The following is a 25,569-nucleotide window of genomic DNA, read 5'->3' as shown; positions in this document are numbered from 1 at the left end:
GGACGCAGCTTTCCGCGGAGCGGGCCCGGACGGGTCGCGGGTCCTCGCCCGCGGTGCCGCGGCGGGCGCACCCGAGGAGCCGGGGCTCCGTGGCGGAGTCGTCGCCGCCACGGCCGCCGGCGGGCCTCGTCGTGCGGTGACGGCCTTCCCGCGGCGGGGCACGGGCGGGCGGAACGCGCCACGGGGGCCGGTCCGTTCGGCACGGACCGGCCCCCGCGTCGGAGAGCTCCGCCTCCCGGGCCGGGAGGCCACCGCCTCGGGTGGGTCGGTTACTGCATGAGCGCCATGGCGAGCGCACGCCGGGCGCGCATCGAGGCGCGCTCCGCCCGGCGCTGCATCCGGCGGGCGGCCGCCAGGCGCAGCGCCTGGCGTTCCCGCTCCGCCTCACGCAGCCGCTCGTGCATATGCACTCGGGCCATGGCTTCTGGGATGAGTTGCATCTCTCGGGTCCTGTTCTGACGCGAGTCGTTCGCGCCGCTGGTGGTGAAGTCTTCGGTCGCGGAGCCCGCGGGCTCGTGGGTGGACGGCTTCATCGGGGCCTGCTTCTGGGGGTCGTGCGTGAGGGGACGGTCGATCGTTCCTGCGGTGTTCATGCCGTGACCGGGTTCTTGCGCGGGCGGCCACGCGGCCGCTTCCGGGCGACGACGACACCTTGGACGAACAGCTCGCCACCCCAGACGCCCCAGGGCTCGCGCCGCTCCTTGGCACCGGCGAGGCAGGCCTCGATCAGCGGGCAGGTGCGGCAGAGGGACTTGGCGTACTCGACGTCCGCCGGCGACTCGGCGAAGAAGACCTCCGGGTCGTTGGAACGGCAGGGGACGGGTACGCCGAGGCTCTCGATGGCGTCGTCGAGCGCGGTGAGCGCGGTCAGCGGGGTCAAGGTGGGGTCCTCCGTGGGGCCGGGCTTGGGAATCGTGCCGGAAGGCGGTACGGACGGGGCGTGCGCTTCGAGTTGCACGGTTCGTCTTCCTCGTCTGGTCGTTCCGGCCTGTTGGCCGGGGGCGGCTTGGTACCGGGTTCTTTTCTTGTCCCGAGGTCCCTCGTTCTGCCGTCCCCGTTCGGGGAAAACAGAAGGGCCGCGGATCCCGGATGGGGTTCCGCGGCCCTGAAGGCGCCGGCCTGATCATCGATCAGGCTGGATCACTCCAGGGATCTGGCCCACGGAAGGCCCACATCAGGTGGTGCTGCGTCGTCTGCTTCCGGAATCCGGCACCGGTCGCCGCAAAGGCATAGGCCTGCGCCTGTGCCGCTACCGCTTCCGGTGCCTTGGTCGGTCGCTCATCGCGCTCACGGACGACGAGGCCCGCGGGAGCGACGGAGGACGCCGGACGCACGGCGGGAACGCCGGACAGACCGGTGCCCAGGTGGGAAACGCCGAGCATGCACAGGGAGACGGCCGAGCGATCGGTCATTTTCACGGTGCTGACGAAGCTGGTGTTGATGCTGATCACTGGACTCGCCTCCTCTCGGCGTCTCGGGGGACCGGATGAACCAGTCCGACGGATATGCAAGTACAACACGGAATCAGGGCCTCCGAGAAGGCCGCCGTTCCCGTGTGCAAGAACCTATGGGGATTGCTGGGGCATGCGCAAACTATTTTTTCGACGAGTTGGCATCAGCTCTCCTCGTCAAGCCCCTCACCTCTCCGGCCTGCGCAGATGGCCAGAACGTCGGCTCCGTAGCGGTTGAACTTGCGCATGCCCACGCCCGGGATCCGCACCAGTTCGCGCTCGTCCTCGGGTGCGGTCTCCGCGATGGCGATCAGCGTCTTGTCGGTGAAGACGCACCAGTCGGGCTGCCCGCTGCGCCGTGCCTGGACCGCGCGCCACTCGCGCAGCCTCTCGTACAGGCCCTCGTCCATGTCGGAGGGGCAGTCCTCGCAGCGCATCAGTTTCATCTCGCCGGCGTCGGTCAGCGTGCGTCCGCAGACCCGGCAGCGGGCCGGGGTGCGCCGCGTCCGTCGCGGGGCGGTGCCCGCGGGCCCGCCCGTGAAGCCCCGCTCCACGCCTCCGGTGCCGCCCGCGGCACCGCGGCCGCCGGTGGCCGGAGTGCCGGGGCGCAGCCCGTCGAGGAAGCGGCTGGGGCGGCGGCCGGGACGGCCGCCGGGCGAGCGGGCGAGCGCCCAGGAGATGTGCAGGCGTTCGCGCGCTCGGGTGACGCCGACGTAGAGGAGGCGGCGCTCCTCCTCGATCTGCTCGTCGGTCTTTGCGTAGGTGATCGGCATCATGCCCTCGGCGACGCCGACCAGGAAGACGACGTCCCACTCCAGGCCCTTGGCCGAGTGCAGGGAGGCGAGGGTGACGCCCTGCACGGTCGGGGCGTGCTGGGCGTTCGCCCGCTCGTCGAGTTCGGCGACGAGATCGGCCAGGGTGGCGCCGGGTCTGGCGGCGGCGAAGTCCTGGGCGAGGTTCACGAGGGCGGCCAGGGACTCCCAGCGCTCCCGCACGGCGCCGGAGCCGGCCGGGGGCCGGGGTGTCCAGCCCTCCCCCGACAGCACGGCGCGCACCTGGGAGGGCAGGTCGACGGCGTCGTCGAGGAGGGAGTCGTTGCCGCCGAAGCGGGCCGCGCCGCGCAGGGCGATGCCGGCCTTGCGCACCTCGGGGCGGTCGAAGAACCGCTCGGCGCCCCGCAGCTGGTAGGGGACCCCGGCGTCGGCGAGGGCCTGCTCGTAGGTCTCCGACTGGGAGTTCGTGCGGAACAGGACGGCGATCTCGCCGGCCGGGACTCCGGCGTCGACGAGTTCGCGGATGCGCCGGGCGGCGCCCTCGGCCTCGGCGGGCTCGTCGGGGTACTCGGTGTAGACGGGTTCGGGGCCCGGGGGCCGCTGGGAGATCAGTTCCAGGCGGTGGTCGGCGGCGCGGCCCCGGGCCTGGGCGAGCAGGCCGTTGGCGAGGTGCACGATCTGGGGGGTGGAGCGGTAGTCGCGGACCAGCTTGACGACGGTGGCGCCGGGGTGGCGGGCACGGAAGTCGAGCAGGTGGTCGGGTGTTGCTCCCGTGAACGAGTAGATCGTCTGGCTGGCGTCGCCGACCACGCACAGGTTGTCGCGGTCGCCGAGCCACAGCTCCAGCAGGCGCTGCTGCAGGGGGCTGACGTCCTGGTACTCGTCGACGACGAAGTGCTGGTACTGGGCGCGGACCTGTTCGGCGATGTCGTGCCGGTCCTGGAGGATGGCCACGGTCAGCAGCAGCACGTCCTCGAAGTCGATGACGGCCCGCTCCCGCTTGAGGTCCTCGTAGGCGGAGTACAGCTGGGCGATCTCGGCCGGGGCGCGGGGGGCCTCCCGGCCGGCCCGGGCGGCCGCGAGCGGGTAGTCGGCGGGGACGGTCTGGGTGACCTTGGACCACTCGATCTCGGCCGTGACGTCCCGCAGCTCGCCCCGGTCGAGGCGGATGCGGCAGGCGGCGGCCGCGTCCGCCACGAGCTGGACCTTGCGGTCGACGAGCCGGGGCATGGAGCCGCCGATCGCTTTCGGCCAGAAGTACTGGAGCTGGCGGAGCGCCGCCGAGTGGAACGTACGGGCCTGGACGCCGTGGGCGCCGAGCTGGCGGAGCCGGCCGCGCATCTCTCCGGCGGCGCGATTGGTGAAGGTGACGGCGAGCACGCTGGAGGGCTGGAGGATGCCGGCGCGCACCCCGTAGGCGATCCGGTGGGTGATGGCCCGGGTCTTGCCCGTGCCGGCGCCCGCCAGCACGCACACCGGGCCGTGCAGGGCGGTGGCCACCTCGCGCTGCTCGGGGTCGAGTCCTTCGAGCACCTCGTCGGCCCCGCTCGGCGAGGCCGGCACGGAGGAGCCGCTGGGACCCTGTGAGAAGAGAGTGGAGTGCGTTGCTGCTGTCACACGGCCATGCTGCCAGGTCGCCGGAGACGGGCGAGACGGTTGTCCACAGGCAGGAGCCGACAGTCGTACGGATGCGGCAGGCGTCACGTGCGCTCGGCGCCGCCCGCGGGAATGGTGGCGCTTTCAAGCACGTTCCACCCTGCGAGCACACACATCCCCGAGCCGCCGAAGGAGCGCGAGAGACATGCCGGGCACTGTGACGATGTACAGCACCACGTGGTGCGGTTACTGCCGTCGGCTGAAGAGCCAGCTGGACCGCGAGGGCATCGAGTACACCGAGATCAACATCGAGCAGGACCCGGAATCCGCCGCGTTCGTGGAGAAGGCCAATGGCGGAAACCAGACGGTGCCGACCGTGCTCTTCCCGGACGGCACGACGCTCACCAACCCGTCGCTGGCGCAGGTGAAGCAGAAGATCGGCGCGTAAGCGGTCAGGTACGGCGTGGGGGGGGGGGGGGGGGCGGCGCCGCCGCGGGGGGGCCGCCCGCCGGGGCGGGCCCCGGCGGGGGGGCGGCCCCGCGGGCCCGCGCCGCCATGGGGAGGCGGCGCGGCGGGGGCGCGGGGGGGGCCCCCCCCCCCCCCCCGGGGGGGGGGGGGGGGGGGGGGGGGGGGGGGGGGGGGGGGGGGGGCCCGCGCGGGGGGGGGGGCGCCCCCCCCCCCCCCACGCCGTACCTGACGTGCCGGACCGGGCGGCCCGGCCTCAGAAGAAGTTCCTCGTCGGCAGCGGCTTGCCGTACCAGAGCTCGATCAGGCGGGCCGCGATCGAGATGCCGTACGGCGGGAGGACCTCGCCGGATTCGAAGGCGGCGCCCAGTTCGTCGCGGGAGAACCAGCGGGCCTCGTGGATCTCGTCGCCGTCGACGTCGATGTCGGTGGAGGTGGCGTGGGCCATGAAGCCGAGCATGAGGCTGGACGGGAAGGGCCAGGGCTGGCTGGCGACGTACTCGACCCGGCCGATGGTGATGCCGGCCTCTTCGTGGACCTCGCGGCGCACCGCCTGCTCGACGGACTCCCCGGGCTCGACGAAGCCGGCGAGCGTCGAGAAGCGGCCCTCGGGCCAGTGGACCTGGCGGCCGAGCAGGATGCGGTCGTCGCCGTCGGTGACGGCCATGATCACGGCGGGGTCGGTGCGCGGGTAGTGCTCGGCGCCGCAGGCCGGGCAGCGCCGGATGTGACCGGCCGCCGCGATCACCGTGCGCTCGCCGCAGCGGGAGCAGAAGCGGTGGGTGCGCTGCCAGTTCTCCAGGCCGACCGCGTGCACCATGAGACCCGCGTCCCGGGGGGACAGCAGCAGGCCCGCCTCGCGCAGGCCCGCCGGCCGCGCGGACTGGTCCATGCGGCCGGGCAGGGAGTCCTTCTGGAGGGCGAAGTAGCTCACGCCGTCCTCGTCGATGCCGAGGAAATAGCGGTGCGCCTCGGTGAGCGGGGCCTCGAAGGAGGGGGTCATGACGAGTTCGGTCCGTCCGTCCGGCGTCTCGTCGATGAGGACCTGACCGCCGGAGACCACGAAACAGCGCGTCGAGGGGTGGCTCCACGCCGCCGCGAGCCAGGCCTCGTCGAGCCGGTGGTGCGCGGCGCGGTCGATGCCGCTCGGGGCGGTGAGCGAGATGGGACGGTCGGCGGTGTGGTCGGTCCAGGTGGTCACGGGTGCTTCCAACTCCCCCGGTGGAACGGATTGGGTCGGCGGGCGGTTCGGCGGGACGGGCGGCGGGCGGCGACCGGGTCCGGGAGGCTCGGCGGTGCGGGGCGGCCCTTCCAGTGTGCCCCGCGCGGGATGCCGGTCCGGACGGCGCGGGGGGCTCAGGGCGCGTGGCGCCAGTGCGCCGCGAGGTCGTCCCACAGGTACGCGGCGGTCTCGACGCCCTTGAGGAGGAGGTCGAGCTCGACCTTCTCGTTCGGCGCGTGCCAGCCGTCGGACGGGACGGAGATGCCGAGGAAGAGCACCGGTGCGTCCAGCACTTCCTGGAGGTCGGCGGCGGGCCCGGAGCCGCCCTCGCGCGTGAAGCGGACCGGTTTCCCGAAGGCGCGGCCCATGGCGCGGACCACGGACCGCAGCGCCGGGTGGTCCAGCGGCGTCAGGCACGGGCGGGTGGCCGAGCCGAACGTGATCTCGCAGCGGATCCCGGCGGGCACCCGCTCCTCGGCCCAGGCGCGGACGGCCTTCTCGACGTGGCCGGGGTCCTGGCCCGCGACCAGCCGGAAGGACAGCTTCACCAGGGCGGCGGACGGGATGATCGTCTTGCTGCCGGGGCCCTGGTAGCCGCCGCCGATGCCGTTGACCTCGGCGGTGGGGCGGGCCCAGACGCGCTCCAGGGTGGTGTACCCGGCCTCGCCGTGGGCGGCGTACGACTTGGCCGTGCGCAGCCACCGCTCCTCGTCGAAGGGGAGTTCGGCGAAGAGTGCGCGCTCGCGGTCGGTGAGCTCGATCACGCCGTCGTAGAAGCCGGGGATCGCCACGCGCCCGTGCTCGTCGTGGAGGGCGGCCACCAGGCGCGCGGCGGCCGTGGCCGGGTTGGGCACGGCGCCGCCGAAGGAACCGGAGTGGATGTCCTGGTCGGGGCCGTGCAGCCGGATCTCGCACTCGGCGAGGCCGCGCATGCCGGTGCACACCGTGGGGGTGTCCTCGGACCACATGCCGGTGTCGGAGACGATCACGGCGTCGGCGGCGAGCCGGTCCGCGTGGTCCTCGACGAGGGCGCGGAAGTGCGGGGAGCCGGACTCCTCCTCGCCCTCGACCAGCAGCTTCAGGTGCACGGCCGGGGCGGTGCGGCCGGTGGTGGCGAGGTGCGCGCGGACGCCGAGCGTGTGGAAGAACACCTGCCCCTTGTCGTCGGCCGCCCCGCGCGCGTGGAGACGACCCCCGCGGACGACGGGCTCGAAGGGCTCGGTGTCCCAGCCGTCCTCGCGGGCGGCGGGCTGCACGTCGTGGTGGCCGTAGACGAGGACCGTGGGCGCCCCGGGGTCGTCGGAGGGCCACTCGGCGAAGACGGCCGGGGCGCCGGGGGTCTCCCAGACCTCGGCCGTGGGGAATCCCGTCTCCCTGAGCTTGGCGGCGAGCCAGTCGGCGCTGCGCCGGACATCGGGCGCGTGGTCGGGCTGGGCCGACACCGAGGGTATGCGCAGCCATTCGGCAAGGTCGTCGAGGAAGGCGGCACGGTGCTGCTCGATGTACGCGCGGACGGCGCCGTCCGGGGTGTGGCTCATGGTCACGAGCCTATCGGCCGACGGTGGCATCCTCGTCGTGCGGTTCGTCACCGGCCGGCTCCCCCAGCAGCAGCCGCTCCAGCTCCGCTCGGCCGGGCAGGTGCTCCGGCCGTACGACCTCGCCGGTGCGCACGTACAGGAACGCGGCCGTCACCGCCTCCAGGGGCACGCCCTGCTGTTCGGCCCAGGCCAGGCGGTACACGGCGAGCTGGAGCGGGTCGGCCGCGGCGGTGCGGCCGGTCTTCCAGTCGACGATCTCGTACGTCGCCCCGTCCCCGTCGCCCTCCTTGTAGACGGCGTCGATACGGCCCCGTACGACGCGGCCGGCGAGCGCGAGCTGGAAGGGGGCCTCCACACGATGGGGCGTGCGCCGGGCGTACTCGGTGCGCTCGAAGGCCTCCTTGAGGGCTTCCAGGTCGCGTTCGTCGGCGATCTCGGCCTCGCTGCCGGGCAGCTCCTCCGGTTCCAGCATGGGCAGCGTCAGCTCCTCGAAGCGGGCCTCGACCCAGGCGTGGAAGCGGGTGCCGCGGCGGGCGGCGGGCTGCGGCGGGCGGGGCATGGGGCGGGCCAGCTCCTGCGCGAAGCCGTCCGGGTCGGCGGCCAGGCGCAGCAGCTGGGAGGCGGTCAGCGAGGCCGGCAGGGGGACCTCCCTGACGCTCTCCCGCGCGCGCAGGAGTTCGCCGGCGAGGGCGTCGAGGTCGCGGTCCCAGGAGGCGACGGTGCGGGCCTCCTCCGGGGTGAGCCGCGCGGCCTCGAAGGGGCCGGGGCGCCCGGCGGCCGGGTGCGCGGGCGCGTCCGGCGGCCGGGGCTCCCCGGAGCGCGGACGCGCGGATTCCGCGGGGCGGGGGGCCGGGCCCTGCGCCGTGCCGGGGTGCCCGGTGGTCTCCGGGGGTCCCGCCTGGTGGGGGATGGCGGGCCGGTCCGCCGCCCACGCGTCCCGGTCGGCCGGGGCCTCCTCGAGGAACGGGTCCTCCCCGGCGAAGGGGTCCTCCCCGGTGAAGGGGTCCCCCTCGTGGGGGGCCTCCTCGAAGGGGGCGTCGGCGTACGGGTCGTCGTCCTGCGGCGGCGGGGGCCAGTCCGGGTCGTCGTAGGCGTCCGGGTCGTGCACAACCGCGGGGTGGCCGTCCGCGCGGGCCGCGAGGTCCTCCAGGTGGGCCAGGACCGTCTCGGCGGCCGCGCGGCGCCGGGCCAGGGCGGTGTCGTCCAGGGGCAGGGGCCACGCCCGGTCGGCGCCGGCCCGGTGCAGCGCCGGGTTCTCCTCGTCCTCGGCGGGTTCGTCCGCCCAGACCTCGATCTCGCCGTGTCCGGCGGCGCAGTGGTCGTACAGGGCCTTCAGGAACGCGGAGGGGCCGCGCGGCTTCTTCTGGGCCGGGCCCCACCAGTGGCCGGAGCCCAGGAGCAGGGAGCGGGGGCGGGTGAAGGTGACGTAGCCGAGGCGGAGTTCCTCGGTGTGCTGGTGCTCCTTCATGGCCTCGTGGAAGGCCTTCAGGCCCCGGGAGTCCCAGGACTCCACGTCGGGGAGGGTGTCGGCGTCGCCGCGCAGCGCGTGCGGCAGGACCTTGCCCTGGGCGGTCCACTTCTCGCGGCCCTGGCTGCTGGGGAAGGTGCCGGTGACCAGGCCGGGCACGGCGACGACGTCCCACTCCAGGCCCTTGGACCGGTGGGCGGTCAGCACCTTGACGGTGTTCTCGCCGCCGGGGAGGGCGTTGTCGAGGCCCTTCTCGTACTGGGCGGCGGTGCGCAGGAAGCCGAGGAACGCGAGCAGGGTGGCCTCGTTGTCGCCGGCCGCGAAGGAGGCGGCGACGTCCAGGAAGTTGGACAGGGTCTCCCGGCGGCGGGCGGCCAGCGCGTGCGGGGACGCCGACAGCTCGACCTCCAGGCCGGTGACGGCCAGGACGCGGTGCAGGACGTCCATGAGCGGGTCGGACAGGAAGCGGCGCAGGTCGCGCAGTTCGGCGGCGAGGCGGGCGAACCGCACGCGCGCCTCCGGGGAGAAGGGCAGTCCGTCGTCGTCCCCGCGGCCGTCCAGCGGGGTCTCCAGGAACGTGTCGAGGGCGTCCGCGAGGGAGATCGTCTCGGACGGGTCGACGCCCTCGACGGCCTCGGCGAGCCGGCGGTCGGGGTCGTCGTCGCCGGCCACGCGCGCGTGCGTCACGAGCAGCCGGGCGCGCCGCCCCAGGAGGGCGAGGTCGCGCGGGCCGATCCGCCAGCGCGGGCCGGTCAGCAGGCGGACGAGGGAGGCGTTGGCGCCGGGGTCCTGGAGGACCTCGCAGACGGCGACGAGGTCGGCCACCTCGGGCAGGTGCAGCAGCCCGGACAGGCCCACGACCTCCACCGGGACGTCCCGGGCGACCAGCGCGCCCTGGATCTCGGCGAAGTCGGTCGCGGTGCGGCACAGGACGGCGATCTCGCCGGGCGCCTTCCCGGTGCGCACGAGGTGGGCGATGGAGTCGGCGACCCACTCGATCTCCTCGGCGTGGGTGCGCAGCAGGGCGCAGCGGACCAGGCCGTCGCGTTCGGCGCCGGGGGCCGGGCGGAGGGCCTCCACCCCCGCGTGCAGGGCGCGCAGCGGCTCGGCGAGGCCGTTGGCGAGGTCGAGGAGGCGGCCGCCGCTGCGGCGGTTCTCGCTGAGCGCCCGCCGGGCGGCGGGGCGGCCGTCGGCGTGCGGGAAGTGCCGGGGGAAGTCGTCGAGGTTGGCGACGGAGGCGCCGCGCCAGCCGTAGATCGCCTGGCAGGGGTCGCCGACGGCGGTGACCGGGTGGCCGGTGCCGCCGCCGAACAGGCCCGCGAGCAGGACGCGCTGGGCGACCGAGGTGTCCTGGTACTCGTCGAGGAGGACCACGCGGAACTCCTCGCGCAGCAGGCGGCCCACCTCGGGGAGTGCGGCGAGCTCGGCCGACAGGGCGATCTGGTCGCCGAAGTCGAGCAGGTCCCGCTCCCGTTTGGCGGCCCGGTAGCGGATCACCAGGTCGGCGAGTTCGCGGCGGGCGGCGGCCGCCTCGGGGACCTTGCGCAGGTCGGCGTTGGTGAGCTGGGCGCCCTCCAGCGTGTGCAGCAGCCCGGCGTCCCACGCGCGCAGGTCCTCCGGCCGCACGAGGTGCTCGGCGAGTTCGGCGTCGAGGGCCAGGAGGTCGCCGACCAGGTCCGCGAAGGAGCGGGTGAGCGCCGGGTAGGGGCCCGGCGCTTCGCGCAGCACGCGTGCGGCGAGCTGGTAGCGGGTGGCGTCGGCCAGCAGGCGGGACGCCGGCTCCAGGCCGATGCGCAGGCCGTGGTCGGTGAGCAGACGGCCCGCGAAGGCGTGGTACGTGGAGATCACCGGCTCGCCCGGCGGGTCCTCCGGGTCCGGCCCGAAGGACCCGGAGCGAAGCGCCGCCGCCGAGGGGGGGCCGGGTGGCGGGAGGGGGTCCGGGTCGGTGACGCCGGCCTTGGCCAGGGCCGCGCGGACGCGTTCGGCGAGTTCGCCGGCGGCCTTGTTGGTGAACGTGAGGCCGAGCACCTGCTCGGGGGCGACCTGGCCGGTGCCGACCAGCCACACCACGCGGGCCGCCATCACCGTCGTCTTGCCCGACCCGGCGCCGGCCACGATCACCTGCGGGGCGGGCGGCGCGGTGATGCAGGCGATCTGCTCCGGGGTGAACGGGATGCCGAGAAGCTCTTTGAGCTGTTCGGGGTCGGTGATACGGGCGGGCATCCCAGAGAGACTAGCGGCGATCACCGACCAGGGGTGCCGGATTGGTCCGTGCTACGGAAAAAGCGTAGGTGAACACGTGTGGTGCTATATGTCACACCGGTCACTCGACCACGTGCCGTCCCTCGGGCCGCGCACTGCACGACGCCCGGAACGCGCAGTGCGCGCAGTGCTGGCCGGCGGTCGGTGCGAACCGCTCGTCGAGGACCTTGCCGGCGGCCGTCGCCAGCAGCTCGCCGACCCACTCCCCCGCCGTCCCCGCCAGGGCCTCCTGCGCCTGCACCCTGGGCAGGTCCGCGCCGCCGTCCCGCCGGGCCGCGCCCTGGCGCAGCTGCACGAGTTCGGCGCCGCCCGGCTCGGGGCGCGTCCCGCCGAAGACCTCGTCGACGGCGCCCTCGCGGACGGCGAGCTGGTAGACGGCGAGCTGCGGGTGGCGGGCCACCTCGGCGGCGCTGGGGGCCTGTTTGCCGGTCTTGAAGTCGACGACGTAGGCGCGGCCCTCGCCGTCGGTCTCGACGCGGTCCATCTGGCCGCGGATGCGCACCTCGTAGTCGCCGGCCTCCAAGGTGACGTCGAAGTCGTGCTCGCTGGCGACCGGCGTACGCCCCGCACGGTCCATGACGTGCCACTTCAGGAAGCGTTCCAGCGCCGCGCGCGCGTTCTCCTTCTCCTGGGCGGACTTCCACGGCGCGTCGAAGGCGAGCGCGTTCCACACGGACTCCAGGCGCTCCATGAGGACGTCGAGATCGGCCGGGGTGTGTCCGGAGGCGACCTCGTCGGCGAGGACGTGCACCACGTTGCCGAAGCCCTGGGCGGCGGTCGCGGGCGCGTCGGCCTTCACCTCGCGGCCCAGGAACCACTGCAGGGCGCAGGTGTTGGCGAGCTGGTCGAGGGCGCTGCCGGAGAGCACGACGGGCTGGTCGCGGTCGCGCAGCGGCACCTTGGACTCGGTCGGCTCGAACATGCCCCACCAGCGGTAGGGGTGCGCGGACGGCACCAGGGGACGGCCGTCCTCGTCGGCGAGCGCGGCGAGCCGGGCCAGCCGGCGGGCGGCGGCCTCGCGCAGGGCGTCGGAGACGCGCGGGTCGACCGTGGTGGCGCGCAGCTCGGCGACGAGCGCGGCGACGTTCAGCGGGCGGCGCGGGCGGCCGGTGACGTCCCTGGGTTCGACGCCGAGTTCGGTCAGGAAGCGGGAGGGCTGGTCGCCGTCGTCCGCGGGGGCCTTCACGGCGGTGACCACCAGGCGTTCGCGGGCGCGGGTGGCGGCCACGTAGAACAGGCGGCGCTCCTCGGCGAGCAGCGCTCCGGGGGTGAGCGGTTCGGTGAGCCCGTCGCGGCCGATGCGGTCGGCCTCCAGGAGGGAGCCGCGGCGGCGCAGGTCCGGCCACAGTCCTTCCTGGACGCCCGCGACGACGACGAGGCGCCACTCCAGTCCCTTGGAGCGGTGCGCGGTCATCAGGCGGACGGCGTCGGGGCGCGCGGCGCGCCGGGTGAGGGTGTCGGCGGCGATGTCCTCGGCCTCGATCTCCTCCAGGAAGTTCAGGGCGCCCCGGCCGCCGGTGCGCTCCTCCGCGCGCGCGGCGGTCGCGAAGAGGGCGCACACGGCGTCCAGGTCGCGGTCGGCGTTGCGGCCGGCCGCGCCGCCGCGCCGGGCGGCCCGCTCCAGGCGCGCCGGCCAGGGCGTGCCCTCCCACAGGTCCCACAGCGCCTCCTCGGCCGTACCGCCGCCCGCGAGGCGTTCGCGGGCCTTGCGGAGCAGGGCGCCCAGGCGCTGGGCGCCCCGCGCGTAGGCGGGGTCGTGCACGGTGAGGCGCTCCGGCTCGGCCAGCGCCCGCGCCAGCAGTTCGTCGGAGGGGGGCGGCAGCGGGTTGCCCGCGGCCCGCTCCTCCTCCCGCAGGGCCCGGCCCAGGCGGCGCAGGTCGGCGGCGTCCATGCCCGCGAGGGGCGAGGCGAGCAGGGTCAGGGCGGTCTCGGTGTCGAGCCAGCAGGTGCCCTGCTTCCCGGGGGCCTCCTCGGTCCGCCGCGCCTCCGCCGTCGCCACCGCCCGCAGGGCCGTCAGCAGCGGTGCCACCGCCGGTTCGTGACGCAGCGGCAGGTCGTCGCCGTCGACGTCCAGGGGCACTCCGGCCGCGGTGAGGGCGCGGCGGACCGTCGGGATGGTGCGGGACCCGGCGCGCACCAGGACGGCCATCTCGCTCCAGGGGAGGCCGTCCTCCAGGTGCGCCCTGCGCAGGATGTCGGCGATGTTGTCCAGCTCCGTGCCGGGCGTCGGGTACGTGTACACCTCCACCCGGCCCCCGTCCCGCACCGGGATGAGCTCCCGGTGGGCGCGCGCCTTGTCGGCGGGCAGGCGGGGCAGCGGCATGCGCCGGGTCAGCAGCCGGGTGGCGGCCAGCAGGGCGGCGCCGGAGCGGCGGGAGGTGCGCAGGACCTCGACGGGCGCCGGGCGGCCGTCCGCCCGCGGGAAGGCGTGCGGGAAGTCCAGGATGCCGTTCACGTCGGCGCCGCGGAACGTGTAGATCGACTGGTCGGGGTCGCCGAACGCGACGAGGGTGCGCCCGCCGCCGGCCAGGGCGCGCAACAGCCGCACCTGCGCCGGGTCGGTGTCCTGGTACTCGTCGACGTAGACGGCGTCGTACCGGGCGGCGAGCCGCTCGGCGGCCTCGGGGCGGCGGGCGAGGAGCACCGCGCGGTGCACCAGTTCCGCGTAGTCGAGCACGCCCTGCAGGTCGAGCACGTCGAGGTACTCGGCGAGGAAGGCCGCCGCGGCGCGCCAGTCGGGGCGGCCGATGCGCCGGGCGAAGGCGTCCAGGGCGTCCGGTCCGAGGCCCAGCTCGCGGCTGCGGGCCAGGACCGCGCGGACCTCGTCGGCGAAGCCGCGGGTGGTCAGGCAGGCGCGCAGCTCGTCCGGCCAGCGCACGTGCGCCAGTCCGAGCCGTTCCAGGTCCGCCTGGCCCGTGAGCAGCTCGCGGACGGTGACGTCCTGCTCGGGGCCGGACAGCAGCCGCAGCGGCTCCACGAACAGGTCGCTGTCCTGGTGGGCGCGGACCAGGGCGTAGCTGAACGAGTGGAACGTGGTCGCCTGGGGGGCGCGCGCCGCCCCGATGCGCAGCGCCATGCGGTCCCGCAGTTCGACGGCGGCCTTGCGGCTGAAGGTCAGCACCAGGATCCGCTCGGGGTCCGCGCCCCGGGCGATCCGCTCGGCGACGGACTCGACGAGCGTGGTGGTCTTGCCGGTGCCCGGGCCCGCGAGGACGAGCAGCGGACCGCTGCGGTGGTCAACCACGGAGCGCTGCGCGGCGTCCAGACGAGGGGGATCCACACGGGCCGGCGGGGTACGCACCAGTCGGTAAGCCCCGGGGGTCCCCCGTCGCACCTGCGGGTGCGACGGGTGCCTGGTGGAGAAGGAAGAGGAGCTCACGTGGTTCGCCGGTCCTGGTGGGTGTGCTGGTGGGGCTCGCGCCGCGGGCGGGCGGCGGGGGTCGCGGGGTGAGGGGGGCGCGTGGAGCCGACGCTACGCCGGGCGACAGGGCGGAAGCAGAGCTTCCATCTTTTCCCTCCCGTCACTCGCGGCACCTGCGTCCCTCGCCTCACGAACGTACGTCATGCCACGGACATGTCCTGTTTCCCCCCTACGGAACACGGGTCGCACACCGGCCCGCCGGATGGCGGAAGCTGTCAGGTGTGACCCCGCGCACGTTCGTCGCCGTCCCACCGCGCCCGTCGCAGATCGAGGCGCGGCAGACGGCCCTCCGCGGCCCGGCCCGGCTCCCTCAGGGGCGTGCCCTCCGCACGGTAGCGGCCGAGCGCCTCCAGCTCGTGTCCGGGGAGCAGCACCCCGTCCGCGCGTACGACCCGCCACCACGGGACCGCTCCCCCGTAGAGGGCCATCACCCGGCCGACCTGGCGGGGGCCGCCCTCGCCCAGCCACTCGGCCACGTCGCCGTAGGTCATGACCCGCCCCGGCGGAATCCGTTCGGTGACGTCGAGGACCCGCTCGGCGTACTCCGGCAGCGCGTCCGGGTGTCCCGGGCGGGCGCCGTCCGGGAGGCTCTCCTGGCTCATCCGGCCCATCCTGCCTCACCCCACCGACAGCGCGGCGCGCTCCGCCCGTGCGGATCCCTCGCCCGGGAACCGGGCTTCCGGCAGACTGTGCGCCCCCGCATGTGCACCCTGATGCCCCGGTGTGCCGGTGCGGCATGCCACCATCGTGCGGGCGGTGACCGGTGATACGAGACCGAGAAGAGACGATGAAGCAGCAGGGTGTGCACCCCGAGGACGCTCGGAGCGCCTCTGCCGCTTCGTCGCGCCCGGACGCCGGGGACAGGCGCGGCCGGGGCAGGCGGGCGCCGGGCGCCGACCACGTCGACGAGGCGCACATCGACGAGGTGGAGGGCGACGAGCCGCTGCTCCCCGCGCGCGTGCACCGTCCCTCCGACCTGATGCGGCTCCTGGTGGGCGTGCTCGCCGTCGTCGTGCTGCTCGCGATCGCCGCGTTCGCGCACGGCACGACCTCGGGCCTGGAACAGGACATCAACAAGGGCACCGGGCAGGCGCCCGACCTGCTGATCAAGATCGCGGGCCTGGCCTCCAGCATCGCCATCCTCCTGGTGCCGGTCGCGTTCGCGATCGAGCGGCTGATCAAGCGGGACGGGCTGCGGATCGCCGACGGCGTGCTCGCGGCGGTCCTCGCGCACGGGGTGACCCTCGCCACCGACCTGTGGGTCGCCAAGGCCGCGCCCGACTCCATCCAGGAGGCGCTCACCCAGCCCTCGCCCGGCGACGTCCACGCCCTCACCGATCCCGTGCACGGATACCTGGCGCCGGTCATCGCCTACATGACGGCCGTCGGCATGTCGCGCCGCCCGCGGTGGCGGGCGGTGCTGTGGATCGTGCTGCTCCTCGACGCCTTCTCGATGCTCGTCACCGGCTACACGACGCCGTTCTCGATCATCCTGACGGTGCTCATCGGCTGGACCGTGGCCTACGGAACGCTGTACGCCGTCGGCTCGCCCAATGTCCGCCCCACCGGGCGGACGCTCATGGCGGGCCTGCGGACCGTCGGCTTCCGCCCGGTCACCGCGTCCCGCGAGGAGGTCCCGGACACCGCGGAGACCGGCGACCGCGGCCGGCGCTACTTCGTCACCCTGGAGGACGGACCGCCCCTGGACGTCACCGTGGTGGACCGCGAGCAGCAGGCGCAGGGCTTCTTCTACCGGGCATGGCGCAATCTGACCCTCCGCGGCTTCGCCACCCGCAGCAGCCTCCAGTCGCTGCGCCAGGCCCTGGAGCAGGAGGCGCTGCTCGCCTACGCGGCCATCGCGGCCGGCGCCAACGCGCCCAAGCTGATCGCCACCTCCGAGCTGGGCCCCGACGCGGTGATGCTCGTCTACGAGCACACCGGCGGGCGCACCCTCGACTCGCTGCCGGACGAGGAGATCACCGACGAGCTGCTGCGCGACACCTGGCACCAGGTGAAGGCGCTGCAGTCCCGGCGCATCGCGCACCGCAGGCTGGTCGGCGACGCCATCCTGGTGGATCGTTCCGGCACGGTGATCCTCACCGACCTGCGCATCGGCGAGATCGCGGCCGGCGACCTGCTGCTGCGCATGGACGTCTCCCAGCTGCTGGTCACGCTGGGCCTGCGGGTGGGCGCCGAGCGCGCGGTGGCCTCGGCGGTGAGCGTCCTCGGGCCGGACACCGTGGCCGACTGCCTGCCGATGCTGCAGCCCATCGCGCTGAGCCGCTCCACCCGCGCGACGCTGCGCAGACTGGCCCGGGAACGCGCCCAGAGGGAACGCGAGGCGGTCCTGGAGGCCTCCCGTCAGGCCAAGCAGGCCCGGCTGGAGGCGGCCGGGGAGCACGACCGTCCCGTCCCCGAGAAACCCGACAAGAAGGCCGTGCGGGCCGAGGCCAGGGCGCAGAAGCGGGCCATCGACGAGGCCCTGGAGGAGGCGCGCGAGGAGGATCTGCTCACCCAGATCCGGTACGAGGTGCTGCGGATCAGGCCGCAGGCGCCGGTCGAGCCGGCCCGGCTGGAGCGGGTGCGGCCGCGCACGCTGATCAGCTTCATCGCCGGCGCGATCGGCGCGTACTTCCTGCTGACCCAGCTCACCCACATCGAGTTCGGGCCGCTGATCGCCAACGCCGAGTGGGGATGGGTGGCCGCGGCCGTGCTGTTCTCGGCGGCGAGCTACTTCGCGGCGGCCATGGCCCTGCTGGGGTTCGTGCCCGAGCGGGTGCCGTTCCTGCGGACGGTGGCGGCGCAGGTCGCCGGCTCGTTCGTGAAGATCGTCGCTCCGGCGGCGGTCGGCGGCGTCGCCCTGAACACGCGCTTCCTGCAGCGCGCGGGGGTGCGGCCGGGGCTCGCGGTGGCGAGCGTGGGCGCGTCGCAGCTGTTCGGGCTCGGCTGCCACATCCTGATGCTGCTGTCCTTCGGCTATCTGACCGGCACCGAGAAGACGCCCTCGCTGTCGCCGTCCCGGACGGTCATCGCGGGCCTGCTGACGGTGGCGGTGCTCGTGCTGGTGGTCACCTCGGTGCCGTTCCTGCGGAAATTCGTCGTCACCCGCGTGCGGTCGCTCTTTGCGGGCGTCGTGCCGCGCATGCTCGACGTGCTGCAACGGCCGCAGAAGCTGGTCACCGGCATCGGCGGCATGCTGCTGCTGACCGCCTGCTTCGTGATGTGCCTGGACGCCTCGATCCGGGCGTTCGGCGACGAGACGACCTCGATCAGCATCGCCAGCGTCGCCGTCGTCTTCCTCGCCGGCAACGCGCTGGGGTCCGCGGCGCCGACACCGGGCGGCGTGGGCGCGGTCGAGGCGACCCTGACGGTCGGCCTGATCGCCGTCGGGCTGCCCAGCGAGGTCGCCGCGCCGGCGGTACTGCTGTTCCGGCTGCTGACGCTGTGGCTTCCGGTGCTGCCGGGCTGGCTGGCCTTCACCCATCTGACGCGGAAGGAAGCGCTTTAGTGCCCTCCTGAGGGCTCCCCGTCAGGAGGCAGCGGCACTCGGCGCGTGCGCTCGTGCGCGGCGCTGGAGCCGCAGGGTGAGGTCGTCCGCCCGCGCGCGCCGGGCGGCCCCCTCCCCTGGCGATCTCACCTCCGCCAGCCTCATGAACCAGCAGGTCAGGGAGTTTTCCACAGGGCTGCGCGGGTTTCGCGCGCTCCATCTACGATGGCACGACCGCCTTCCGCGGGCGGCGCGGAGGGGCGGGCGAGGGGGGGAGACGACATGAGGCGCTGGTTCCGGTGGGCGGCCGTCACGGCCGCCGCCGCACTGCTGGCGACCGGCTGCGGCAGCGGGTCGTCCGACGACGGCGAACCGGCCGCGCAGCGGCTCGACTGGGGCCGCTGCAAGGCCACCGGGGACTCCCCCGCGCCCGGCGACGACTGGCAGTGCGCCACGCTGAAGGCGCCGCTCGACTGGTCGAAGCCGGACGGCGAGACGATCGGCCTCGCGCTGATCCGCGCCAAGGCCCGCGGGGACGATCGCCTCGGCTCGCTGCTGTTCAACTTCGGCGGTCCCGGCGGCTCCGGCGTGTCCATGATGCCGTCGTACGCCGCCGCGGTCTCGCACCTGCGCGAGCGCTACGACCTGGTCAGCTGGGACCCGCGCGGAGTGGGCGCCAGCGGGGGCGTCCGCTGCCGCGGCGACGAGGAGATCGAGGCCGCCGAGGCGGCGGTGGACGCCACCCCGGACACCCCGGCCGAGGAGAAGGCGTACCTCGCGGACGCCGCCGACTTCGGCAGGGGCTGCGCCAAGGCCGCCGGAAAGCTGCTGGAGCACGTCTCGACCACCGACACCGCCCGCGACCTGGACCTGATGCGGCAGGTCCTCGGCGACGGCAAGCTGCACTACTTCGGCATCTCCTACGGCACCGAACTCGGCGGCGTCTACGCGCACCTGTTCCCGAAGAACGTGGGGCGGGTGGTGCTCGACGCGGCCGTCGACCCGAGCGCCGACACGGTGGGGCACGCCGAGAACCAGGCCAAGGGTTTCCAGCGCGCGCTGAACAACTACCTGGCGTCCACCGGGCAGGACCCCGAGCGGGGCACCCGGAAGATAGCCGACCTGCTGCGGCGGATCGACGCGCGCCCCCTGCCGACCTCCTCACCCGGGCGGAGGCTGACGCAGACGCTCGCGCTCACCGGCCTCGTCCTGCCGCTGTACAGCAAGGACAGCTGGCCGGCGTTGACCAGCGCCCTGGAAGCGGCGGAGCAGGGCGACGGTTCGGAACTGCTGGCGCTCGCCGACGGCTACGCCGAACGCGATTCGTCGGGCCGCTACGGCACGACGACCCACTCGCAACGGGTCATATCGTGCCTGGACGACCGGCGGCGGCCGACCGTCGAGGAGACGAAGAAGCTGCTGCCGAGGTTCGAGAGGATATCCCCCGTCTTCGGGGCCTTCCTCGGCTGGGACACGGCCGGCTGGTGCCACGACTGGCCGGTGGCCGGCCGGCACGACACACCGGAGGTGAGCGCACCGGGCGCCGCTCCGATCCTGGTGATCGGCAACACCGGCGACCCGGCCACGCCCTACGAGGGCGCCCGGCGGATGGCGGACGAACTGGGCGACGGCGTCGGCGTGCTGCTCACCTGGAAGGGCGAGGGGCACGGCGCGTACGGGAGCGGGAGCGACTGTGTCGACACCGCGGTCGACGCGTACCTGCTGCACGGGACGGTGCCGCCGGAGGGCAAGGTCTGCTCATGACGTCGGTGGGGGCTGCGGGCACTCACCGTGCCCGCAGCCCCCACCGACAGAGCTTCCCTTGTCCGGGTTCCCGCCGCCCTGGCCTCTGCCGTGCGGGCGGGGAAGCCGCGTCAGTACACCGGCTTGTGCGGCTCGATCTGGTTGACCCAGCCGATCACGCCGCCGCCGACGTGGACGGCGTCGGCGAAGCCGGCGGACTTCAGGACCGCGAGGACTTCCGCACTGCGGACACCCGTCTTGCAATGCAAGACGATCTTCTTGTCCTGCGGGAGGCCCTCCAGGGCGGTGCCCATGAGGAACTCGTTCTTCGGGATCAGCCGGGCGCCCGGGATGGAGACGATCTCGTACTCGTTCGGCTCGCGGACGTCGATGATCTCGATGTTCTCGCCGTCGTCGATCCACTCCTTGAGCTGCTTGGGAGTGATCGTCGAGTCGGCGGCCGCCGCCTGGGCCTCCTCGGAGACGACGCCGCAGAAGGCCTCGTAGTCGATGAGTTCGGTGACGGTCGGGTTCTCTCCGCAGACCGCGCAGTTCGGGTCCTTGCGCACCTTGACCTGGCGGTACTGCATCTCCAGGGCGTCGTAGATCATCAGGCGGCCGACCAGGGGCTCACCGGTGCCGGTGAGGACCTTGATCGCCTCGGTGACCTGGATGGAGCCGATGGACGCGCACAGCACGCCCAGCACGCCGCCCTCGGCGCAGGAGGGAACCATGCCGGGGGGCGGGGGCTCCGGGTAGAGGCAGCGGTAGCACGGGCCGTACTCGGACCAGAACACGGAGGCCTGGCCGTCGAAGCGGTAGATCGAGCCCCACACGTACGGCTTGTTGAGCAGGACGCAGGCGTCGTTGACCAGGTAACGGGTGGCGAAGTTGTCCGTGCCGTCGACGATCAGGTCGTACTGGCTGAAGATGTCCATCACGTTGTCGGCCTCGAGCCGCTCCTCGTGAAGGATCACGTTCACGTACGGGTTGATGCCCTTGACCGAGTCACGGGCGGACTCGGCCTTGGAACGGCCGATGTCGGACTGGCTGTGAATGATCTGGCGCTGCAGGTTCGACTCGTCGACCTCGTCGAACTCCACGATGCCGAGCGTGCCGACGCCCGCGGCGGCCAGGTACATCAGCGCCGGCGAGCCCAGGCCGCCGGCGCCCACGCAGAGCACCTTGGCGTTCTTCAGCCGCTTCTGCCCGTCCATCCCCACGTCGGGGATGATCAGGTGGCGGGAGTACCTGCGGACCTCGTCTACGGTGAGCTCGGGAGCCGGCTCGACCAGGGGTGGCAACGACACGGGGACTCCGTTGGTCGGTCAATCATTACGGTTGTTCTTCCCGTAAACAGTGCCATGGCCTTTTTCATTCCGAGACACCTGTTCCGACACGCGAGACGATGTCGTCCCAGTAGCCGGGCACGGCCTCCCGGCGGCCGGTGCGGCCGTCCCGGCCGGTGCGCTCGGTGAAGCGGATCGTCGCAGTGCCCTGCCGGCGGGCGGTGCGCAGCGCCTCGTGGAGGTGCGGGCCGGACACACCGTGCGCGAAGCGGCGGAAGCGTTCGGGCGGCCGGCCGGCGGGACGTCGGCACATGCGGCGTCCGCTCCCGGGGGCGTCGGATTTCGCTCCCGGATGCGTCAGATACGGCATGCCGCCTCCATCCAGATGTCGGCGAGGGACTCCTCCAGAGTGATCCGGGGCCGCCAGCCGAGCCGGTCGCGGGCGGTGCGCACGTCGGCCTGCTGCCAGCTGCCGCAGCCGTCGGGGTACGGATACGCGAGCGGAGGCGCGTGGTCCGGGTCGGGGCGGGGGTGGCCGATGGCCGGCCGCAGGGCGACGGGGGGACCGTCGAGCTCGTGGAGCGCACCGGCGTAGCCGGCCACGCGGGCGAGGGTGGCGGCGGCGTCGCGGAGGCGGACGGCCCGGCCCGAGCCGATGTTGATGATGCCCTGCGCGGCGGAGAGGGACGCGGCGTGGACGGCGCGGGCCACGTCGCGGACGTCGACGAAGTCGCGCTGGGTGCCGAGGCCGCCGAGCTTGAGCTCGCCGTCGCCGGACTGCATGGCGCGGCGCATGGCCTCGGCGAGCCGGCCGAGCGGGGAGCCGGCGGGGGTGCCGGGGCCGGCGGGTGAGAAGACGCGGAGGACCACGGCGTCCAGTCCGGAGCCGAGGACCAGTTCGGTGGCGGCGAGTTTGCTGACGCCGTAGGGACCGCCGGGGCGGGGGACGGCGTCCTCCGCCGTGGAGGAGCCTGGCTGGCTGGGCCCGTACTCCGCGCTGCAGCCGACCTGCACCAGGCGGGCGCCGCAGCCGCTGCGGCGCAGGGCCTCGCAGACGGTGGCGACGGCGACGGTGTTGTGGCGGGTGAGTTCGCGGGCGCCGCCCCGGGTGGTGCCCGCGCAGTTGATGACGACGCCGGGGTGGACGGCGTCGAGGAAGCGGGTGAGGGCGCCGGGGCTGCCGGTGGCGAGGTCGAAGCGGACGTCGGCGTCGTCGCCGCGGCCGAGGGCGGTCAGCTGGACGGCCGGGTCGGCGAGCAGGCGATCGGCGACGAAGCGGCCGATGTAGCCGTTGGCTCCGATCAGCAGGACTCTCATCGGGCGGCTCCCGGGGCCGAGGTGTCGGGTCGGGAGGTGATCATTTCGGGGTCTCCTTCGGAGTGTCGCGGGTGCGGATGCCTGCGGTGGTCGGGCCGGGGCGGTGCCTGCGGCGGCCCGGGGAGCGCCATGGGCCCGTGGGAGGGGCGTGCGGGGCATGCGTTCGCCCCGCGGCGGATGGAGGGGCCGGGGCTCTGCCGGGTGCGGGCAGGCGCGGACGGTGCCGACCCTGCCGGGTACGGGTGGGCGGTGCGGGCCCTGCCCGGACCGGCCACGGGCGAACGGACCGCACGAGCCCCGCCGAGGCCGGCCGCGGGCGGACGGGCCGCGCAGATCCCCTCGGAACCGCCCGCGAGCGGGTGGGCCGCGCGAGTCCTGCCGGGTTCCGTTGCGGACGGGCGCTCAGCATGGCTGTCCCGGCGCGTGGGCCGAGGCTCTCGTGAGTCGGCGGGTCGCGTGGATCAGCAGCGTCAGGGCCGCGATGCCGCAGGCCAGCGTGGGAACGCTGCCCGGGCCCCAGGCCGTGACGAGGGTCTGCACCGGGACGGCCAGGAAGTCGCAGCCGGGGAGGCGGGCCGCGAAGACGGTGGCCGGGGCGGTGACCTCGGCGGCGGCCGTGGCGGCGAGGACGAGTGACGGGGCATGGGTGAGGCCGTGTGCGACGAGGAGGCGGGCGAGCATCAGGAGGGCTCCCAGGGTGAGGCCCTGGGGGTGGGCGGCGGAGGCGCCGAGGACCGTCGCGCTGAGGGCGAGCAGGGTCGCGAGGGCACCCGTGAACAGGGCGAGCGTCCCGAGCAGCAGGGGCCGCACGGAGGCGGTGAAGTCCGCCAGGCCGCAGCTGGCCGCGAGCCTGCGGCGGGCGCCCGCGGTGAACAGGTGGGCGCTCCAGGCCGCGGGGGCGCAGGCCATGACCAGGGCCAGGACGGGGGCGACGGCGAGGGGCCAGGGCCCGTCGGCGGCGCCGGTGGGCAGGGTGTCGGGGCCCCCGGCGACGGCCGCGCCGAGCAGGCCGTCGCCGAGGAGGGCGTAGCCCAGCAGGGCGCAGGTCCACAAGCCGGCGGTGTGCCTGGCCGGTGCGGGACGGCCGGGGGCGCTCAGCGGGCTTCGGCGGCATACGGCGCGCAGCGCCAGGACGACGGCGAGGGCTCCCCCGGCGCCCACGGTCAGCCGCGGCTGACCGTGGGTGAGGTGCGTTCCCGCCACGGTCGCGGCGCAGAGCGCGCCCGGCAGCAGCGGGAGCAGGAGCAGGCCGGCGCGCGGGCGGGCGGATTCGGCGGGGGCGGGGCGCCGGAGCGGGATGTCCGCGCGGGGCGCGCGGGCGTACATCTCCTCGGCGAGGGAGAAGACGTCGCGGTGCCGGAAGCGGGCCGCGGTCCGGTCGGTGACGCCGTGGGCCTCCAGGCCGGCCGCGATCTCCAGCGGGTCCACGGCCCGTCCGCACAGTTCGCGGTGACGGTGCATCAGCGCCTTCACCGGGTCCCCGGCGGTACGGCGGGGGGAGTCCGGCCGGGCGTCGTCGGCGGGCGTACCGGCCGCGGGGTGCGCGTGCGGACGCTCGTCCCACGTCCTGGGGCCGTCCGGTGCGCCGGGGCGGCCGGGTTCGTCGGGGCCGCTCATCGGGCCCCCTCGGCGGCGGGTGCGGGGGCGGCGGCCCGTACCGGTGCGTCCGCCGCCCAGCCGGGTGTGCCCCGGGCGACGGCGCGGGCCGCCGCGTCGGCCCAGCGGCCGGGGACGTGGGCTTCGGCGGGGGCGCCGAACGGCAGGGGTGTTCCGGCGGCGTCGAGGACGACGCGGCGGACCGGGGTGTGCGAGACGATCTCCAGGTAGATGCCGTGAAACGCCGCGATGCTCCGCTCGGCGGTGAACAGTTCGAGCGCGCGGGCGCGTGCGGCGGCGCCCAGGCGTGCGCGGCGCTCGGGGTCGCGCAGCAGCGCCACGCACGCCCGAGCGAGCGCCCGCGGGTCGCGCGGGGGCACGACGAGTCCCGTGCCGCCGATGACCTCCGGCACCGCGCCGGCGTCGGTGGACACCGTCGCCCGGCCGCAGAGCATGGCCTCGGCCAGGCTGACCGGGAACTCCTCCACGACGCTGGACAGCACGGTCACGGCGCCCGCGGCGTAGGCGTCGGCGGGGGACGGGAGGTCCGGTCCGCCGGTCTCCTCGAAGGAGACCGGGTTGCCGCCGGCGGTGTGCGGTCCCGCCGCCTCGGCGGGGAAGAGCCGGGCCGCGAGGGCCTTGCAGTGGGCGAGGTAGGCCGCGCCCCCGGGGCCCGACGGGCCCCCCACGATCCGCAGGCGGGTCCTCGGCTCCTCCGCGCGGACCTGCGCGAACGCGTGCAGCAGCGAGACCAGGTCCTTGGCGGGGTCCACCCGGCCGACCCAGACCAGGGTGTCCGGGTCCCCGCGCTCCGGCGCCTCCCCCACCTTGGCGAAGGGGGCCGCCGCCAGGCCCGGGTGGACCGTGCGGATCTTGTGCCGGGGGGCTCCGCAGCGCTCCTGCCAGCGGCGGACCTGCGCGTTGCCGGCGGTGATCACGGAGGCCTGCCGGTAGGTCTCGGCGGCGAGGCGGCCGTGGAAGGCGGCGAGCAGGGACCGCACCGGGGGCGAGGTCCGCGCGTCGGCCAGGTAGTACGTGCGCAGGCGCGCCCCGTACTCGGTCACCAGCAGGGGGACGCCGAGGAAGTGCCGGGCCAGCAGCCCGGCCAGGGCCGCCGCGCCGCCGGAGGCCGCGTGGCACAGGTCGACCGCGCCGAGCCGGTCGTCCTCGTACCAGTCGAACGAGAGGGGGCGCAGGGCGCGTTCGAGGTGTGCGGCCATGGCGAGCAGTTCGGGGACGCGCGCCTCGTGCGCCGGGCGCGGGGCGCCGGGCGCACGGCAGGCGCGCTCCAGGACGTGTACGGCGGTCTCGGAGCGGAGCGCGCCCGCCAGGCCGCCCTCGTCGCGGGCGAGTTCGGCGAGGGCGTACAGGGCGCCGGCGAAACGGTCCGCCTCACCGGTCGGCGCTTCCCCCGGGAGGTCCGCGCGTCTCCCGGCCGGGACGTCCCCGGACGCGGGTGCGCACAGGGCGGCCACCAGGTCCGCGTAGCACTCGGCGAACCGCCGGCGCGCCCGGCGCCCGTACACCACCCCGTCGTGCCCCGGGCTCCGCGAAGGCGCGGTGCGCGCCCGGGTGACCTGCGACGGCAGCGGAAGCCGTCCCTCGGCCTCCTGGCGTTCGCCGAGGGTGAGCGCGTAGAGGTCGAACTCGTGCTGCCCGAGCCCGCGCACGAGCCGGTCGCACCAGGGCCCGGCGTCACCGCCCACATACGGATGAACACCCTCCGTAAGCAGTCCGATGCGCACGCGTGCACCCCCGATCTCCCGTCTGGGGAGCCGCCGTTGTCGGCGGCTCGCAGCGGGACGAACGTATGCGGACAAGACGGTGGCGGGGGGGGGGGGGGTGGGGGGGCGCCCCCCCCCCGCGGGGCGGGGGGGGGGGCGGCCGGGGGGGGGCGGGGGGGGGCGGGGGCGGCGCGGGGGGGGGCGCCCCCCCACCCCG

At 74.8% G+C, this 25,569-nt stretch carries 16 protein-coding genes and 1 pseudogene; 3 read left to right on the top strand and 14 right to left on the bottom strand.

Annotation, left to right across the window (positions count from 1 at the left end):
• Positions 1-269: 269 nt before the first annotated feature.
• The 4 genes from ACIBAI_RS24550 to ACIBAI_RS24535 all read right to left on the bottom strand — a co-directional run bounded on the left by ACIBAI_RS24550 (position 270) and on the right by ACIBAI_RS24535 (position 3,841).
• Positions 270-593 (bottom strand): hypothetical protein, encoded by a 324-nt coding sequence (locus tag ACIBAI_RS24550; RefSeq protein WP_399037429.1) that lies wholly within the window; start codon positions 591-593, stop codon positions 270-272.
• Positions 590-958, bottom strand: coding sequence for a WhiB family transcriptional regulator (locus ACIBAI_RS24545; protein ID WP_344602888.1), 369 nt, complete (start codon positions 956-958; stop codon positions 590-592). The genes ACIBAI_RS24550 and ACIBAI_RS24545 overlap by 4 nt, the downstream gene beginning before the upstream one ends.
• 172 nt (positions 959-1,130) lie before the next feature.
• Positions 1,131-1,451: a hypothetical protein gene (locus ACIBAI_RS24540; RefSeq protein ID WP_399037427.1), complete on the bottom strand. Its 321-nt coding sequence runs from the start codon at positions 1,449-1,451 to the stop codon at positions 1,131-1,133.
• A 164-nt stretch (positions 1,452-1,615) separates the two neighbouring features.
• Positions 1,616-3,841 carry an ATP-dependent DNA helicase UvrD2 gene (locus tag ACIBAI_RS24535; protein WP_399037426.1) on the bottom strand — a complete coding sequence of 742 codons (2,226 nt, stop codon included), beginning with the start codon at positions 3,839-3,841 and terminating at the stop codon, positions 1,616-1,618.
• Between the two features lie 184 nt (positions 3,842-4,025).
• Between ACIBAI_RS24535 and ACIBAI_RS24530 the strand changes: the two genes are divergently transcribed.
• Positions 4,026-4,268, top strand: a complete 243-nt coding sequence (locus ACIBAI_RS24530; RefSeq protein WP_344602894.1) for a mycoredoxin — start codon at positions 4,026-4,028, stop codon at positions 4,266-4,268.
• Between the two features lie 273 nt (positions 4,269-4,541).
• On the opposite strand, the gene nudC is transcribed toward ACIBAI_RS24530, so the two are convergent.
• The 5 genes from nudC to ACIBAI_RS24505 all read right to left on the bottom strand — a co-directional run bounded on the left by nudC (position 4,542) and on the right by ACIBAI_RS24505 (position 14,798).
• Positions 4,542-5,486, bottom strand: coding sequence for an NAD(+) diphosphatase (nudC, locus tag ACIBAI_RS24525; RefSeq protein ID WP_399037424.1), 945 nt, complete (start codon positions 5,484-5,486; stop codon positions 4,542-4,544).
• Positions 5,487-5,641: 155 nt separating this feature from the next.
• Positions 5,642-7,045 (bottom strand): dipeptidase, encoded by a 1,404-nt coding sequence (locus tag ACIBAI_RS24520; RefSeq protein ID WP_399037422.1) that lies wholly within the window; start codon positions 7,043-7,045, stop codon positions 5,642-5,644.
• A 10-nt stretch (positions 7,046-7,055) separates the two neighbouring features.
• Positions 7,056-10,736 carry a UvrD-helicase domain-containing protein gene (locus ACIBAI_RS24515; RefSeq protein WP_399037420.1) on the bottom strand — a complete coding sequence of 1,227 codons (3,681 nt, stop codon included), beginning with the start codon at positions 10,734-10,736 and terminating at the stop codon, positions 7,056-7,058.
• A 100-nt stretch (positions 10,737-10,836) separates the two neighbouring features.
• Positions 10,837-14,109: an ATP-dependent helicase gene (locus ACIBAI_RS24510; RefSeq protein ID WP_399037519.1), complete on the bottom strand. Its 3,273-nt coding sequence runs from the start codon at positions 14,107-14,109 to the stop codon at positions 10,837-10,839.
• A gap of 302 nt (positions 14,110-14,411) precedes the next feature.
• Positions 14,412-14,798 (bottom strand): MGMT family protein, encoded by a 387-nt coding sequence (locus ACIBAI_RS24505; RefSeq protein ID WP_399037418.1) that lies wholly within the window; start codon positions 14,796-14,798, stop codon positions 14,412-14,414.
• A gap of 185 nt (positions 14,799-14,983) precedes the next feature.
• Between ACIBAI_RS24505 and ACIBAI_RS24500 the strand changes: the two genes are divergently transcribed.
• Both ACIBAI_RS24500 and ACIBAI_RS24495 read left to right on the top strand, forming a co-directional pair.
• Positions 14,984-17,704: a lysylphosphatidylglycerol synthase domain-containing protein gene (locus ACIBAI_RS24500; protein ID WP_399037415.1), complete on the top strand. Its 2,721-nt coding sequence runs from the start codon at positions 14,984-14,986 to the stop codon at positions 17,702-17,704.
• 261 nt (positions 17,705-17,965) lie between these two features.
• A complete protein-coding gene (locus ACIBAI_RS24495; protein WP_399037412.1) occupies positions 17,966-19,447 on the top strand; it encodes an alpha/beta hydrolase in 1,482 nt (493 codons plus the stop codon).
• A 110-nt stretch (positions 19,448-19,557) separates the two neighbouring features.
• Here ACIBAI_RS24495 and moeZ read toward each other — a convergent pair whose 3' ends face one another.
• The 5 genes and pseudogenes from moeZ to ACIBAI_RS24470 all read right to left on the bottom strand — a co-directional run bounded on the left by moeZ (position 19,558) and on the right by ACIBAI_RS24470 (position 25,373).
• Positions 19,558-20,736 (bottom strand): adenylyltransferase/sulfurtransferase MoeZ, encoded by a 1,179-nt coding sequence (gene moeZ / locus ACIBAI_RS24490; RefSeq protein ID WP_399037410.1) that lies wholly within the window; start codon positions 20,734-20,736, stop codon positions 19,558-19,560.
• 64 nt (positions 20,737-20,800) lie between these two features.
• Positions 20,801-21,013: pseudogene (locus ACIBAI_RS24485) on the bottom strand (phage tail protein); the annotation flags it as partial.
• Positions 21,014-21,072: 59 nt separating this feature from the next.
• Positions 21,073-22,032: an NAD-dependent epimerase/dehydratase family protein gene (locus ACIBAI_RS24480; protein ID WP_399037408.1), complete on the bottom strand. Its 960-nt coding sequence runs from the start codon at positions 22,030-22,032 to the stop codon at positions 21,073-21,075.
• Positions 22,033-22,434: 402 nt separating this feature from the next.
• A complete protein-coding gene (locus ACIBAI_RS24475) occupies positions 22,435-23,649 on the bottom strand; it encodes a hypothetical protein (RefSeq protein ID WP_399037406.1) in 1,215 nt (404 codons plus the stop codon).
• Positions 23,646-25,373 (bottom strand): DUF3492 domain-containing protein, encoded by a 1,728-nt coding sequence (locus tag ACIBAI_RS24470; RefSeq protein WP_399037404.1) that lies wholly within the window; start codon positions 25,371-25,373, stop codon positions 23,646-23,648. Before ACIBAI_RS24470 ends, ACIBAI_RS24475 begins: the two co-directional genes overlap by 4 nt.
• Positions 25,374-25,569 lie beyond the last annotated feature (196 nt).

This window comes from Streptomyces sp. NPDC051041, assembly GCF_044456065.1.
Taxonomy (GTDB): Bacteria; Actinomycetota; Actinomycetes; order Streptomycetales; family Streptomycetaceae; genus Streptomyces; species Streptomyces glaucus.
Note: the sequence above shows the minus strand (reverse complement) of the source record. Positions and strands in the feature narration are given on the sequence as shown.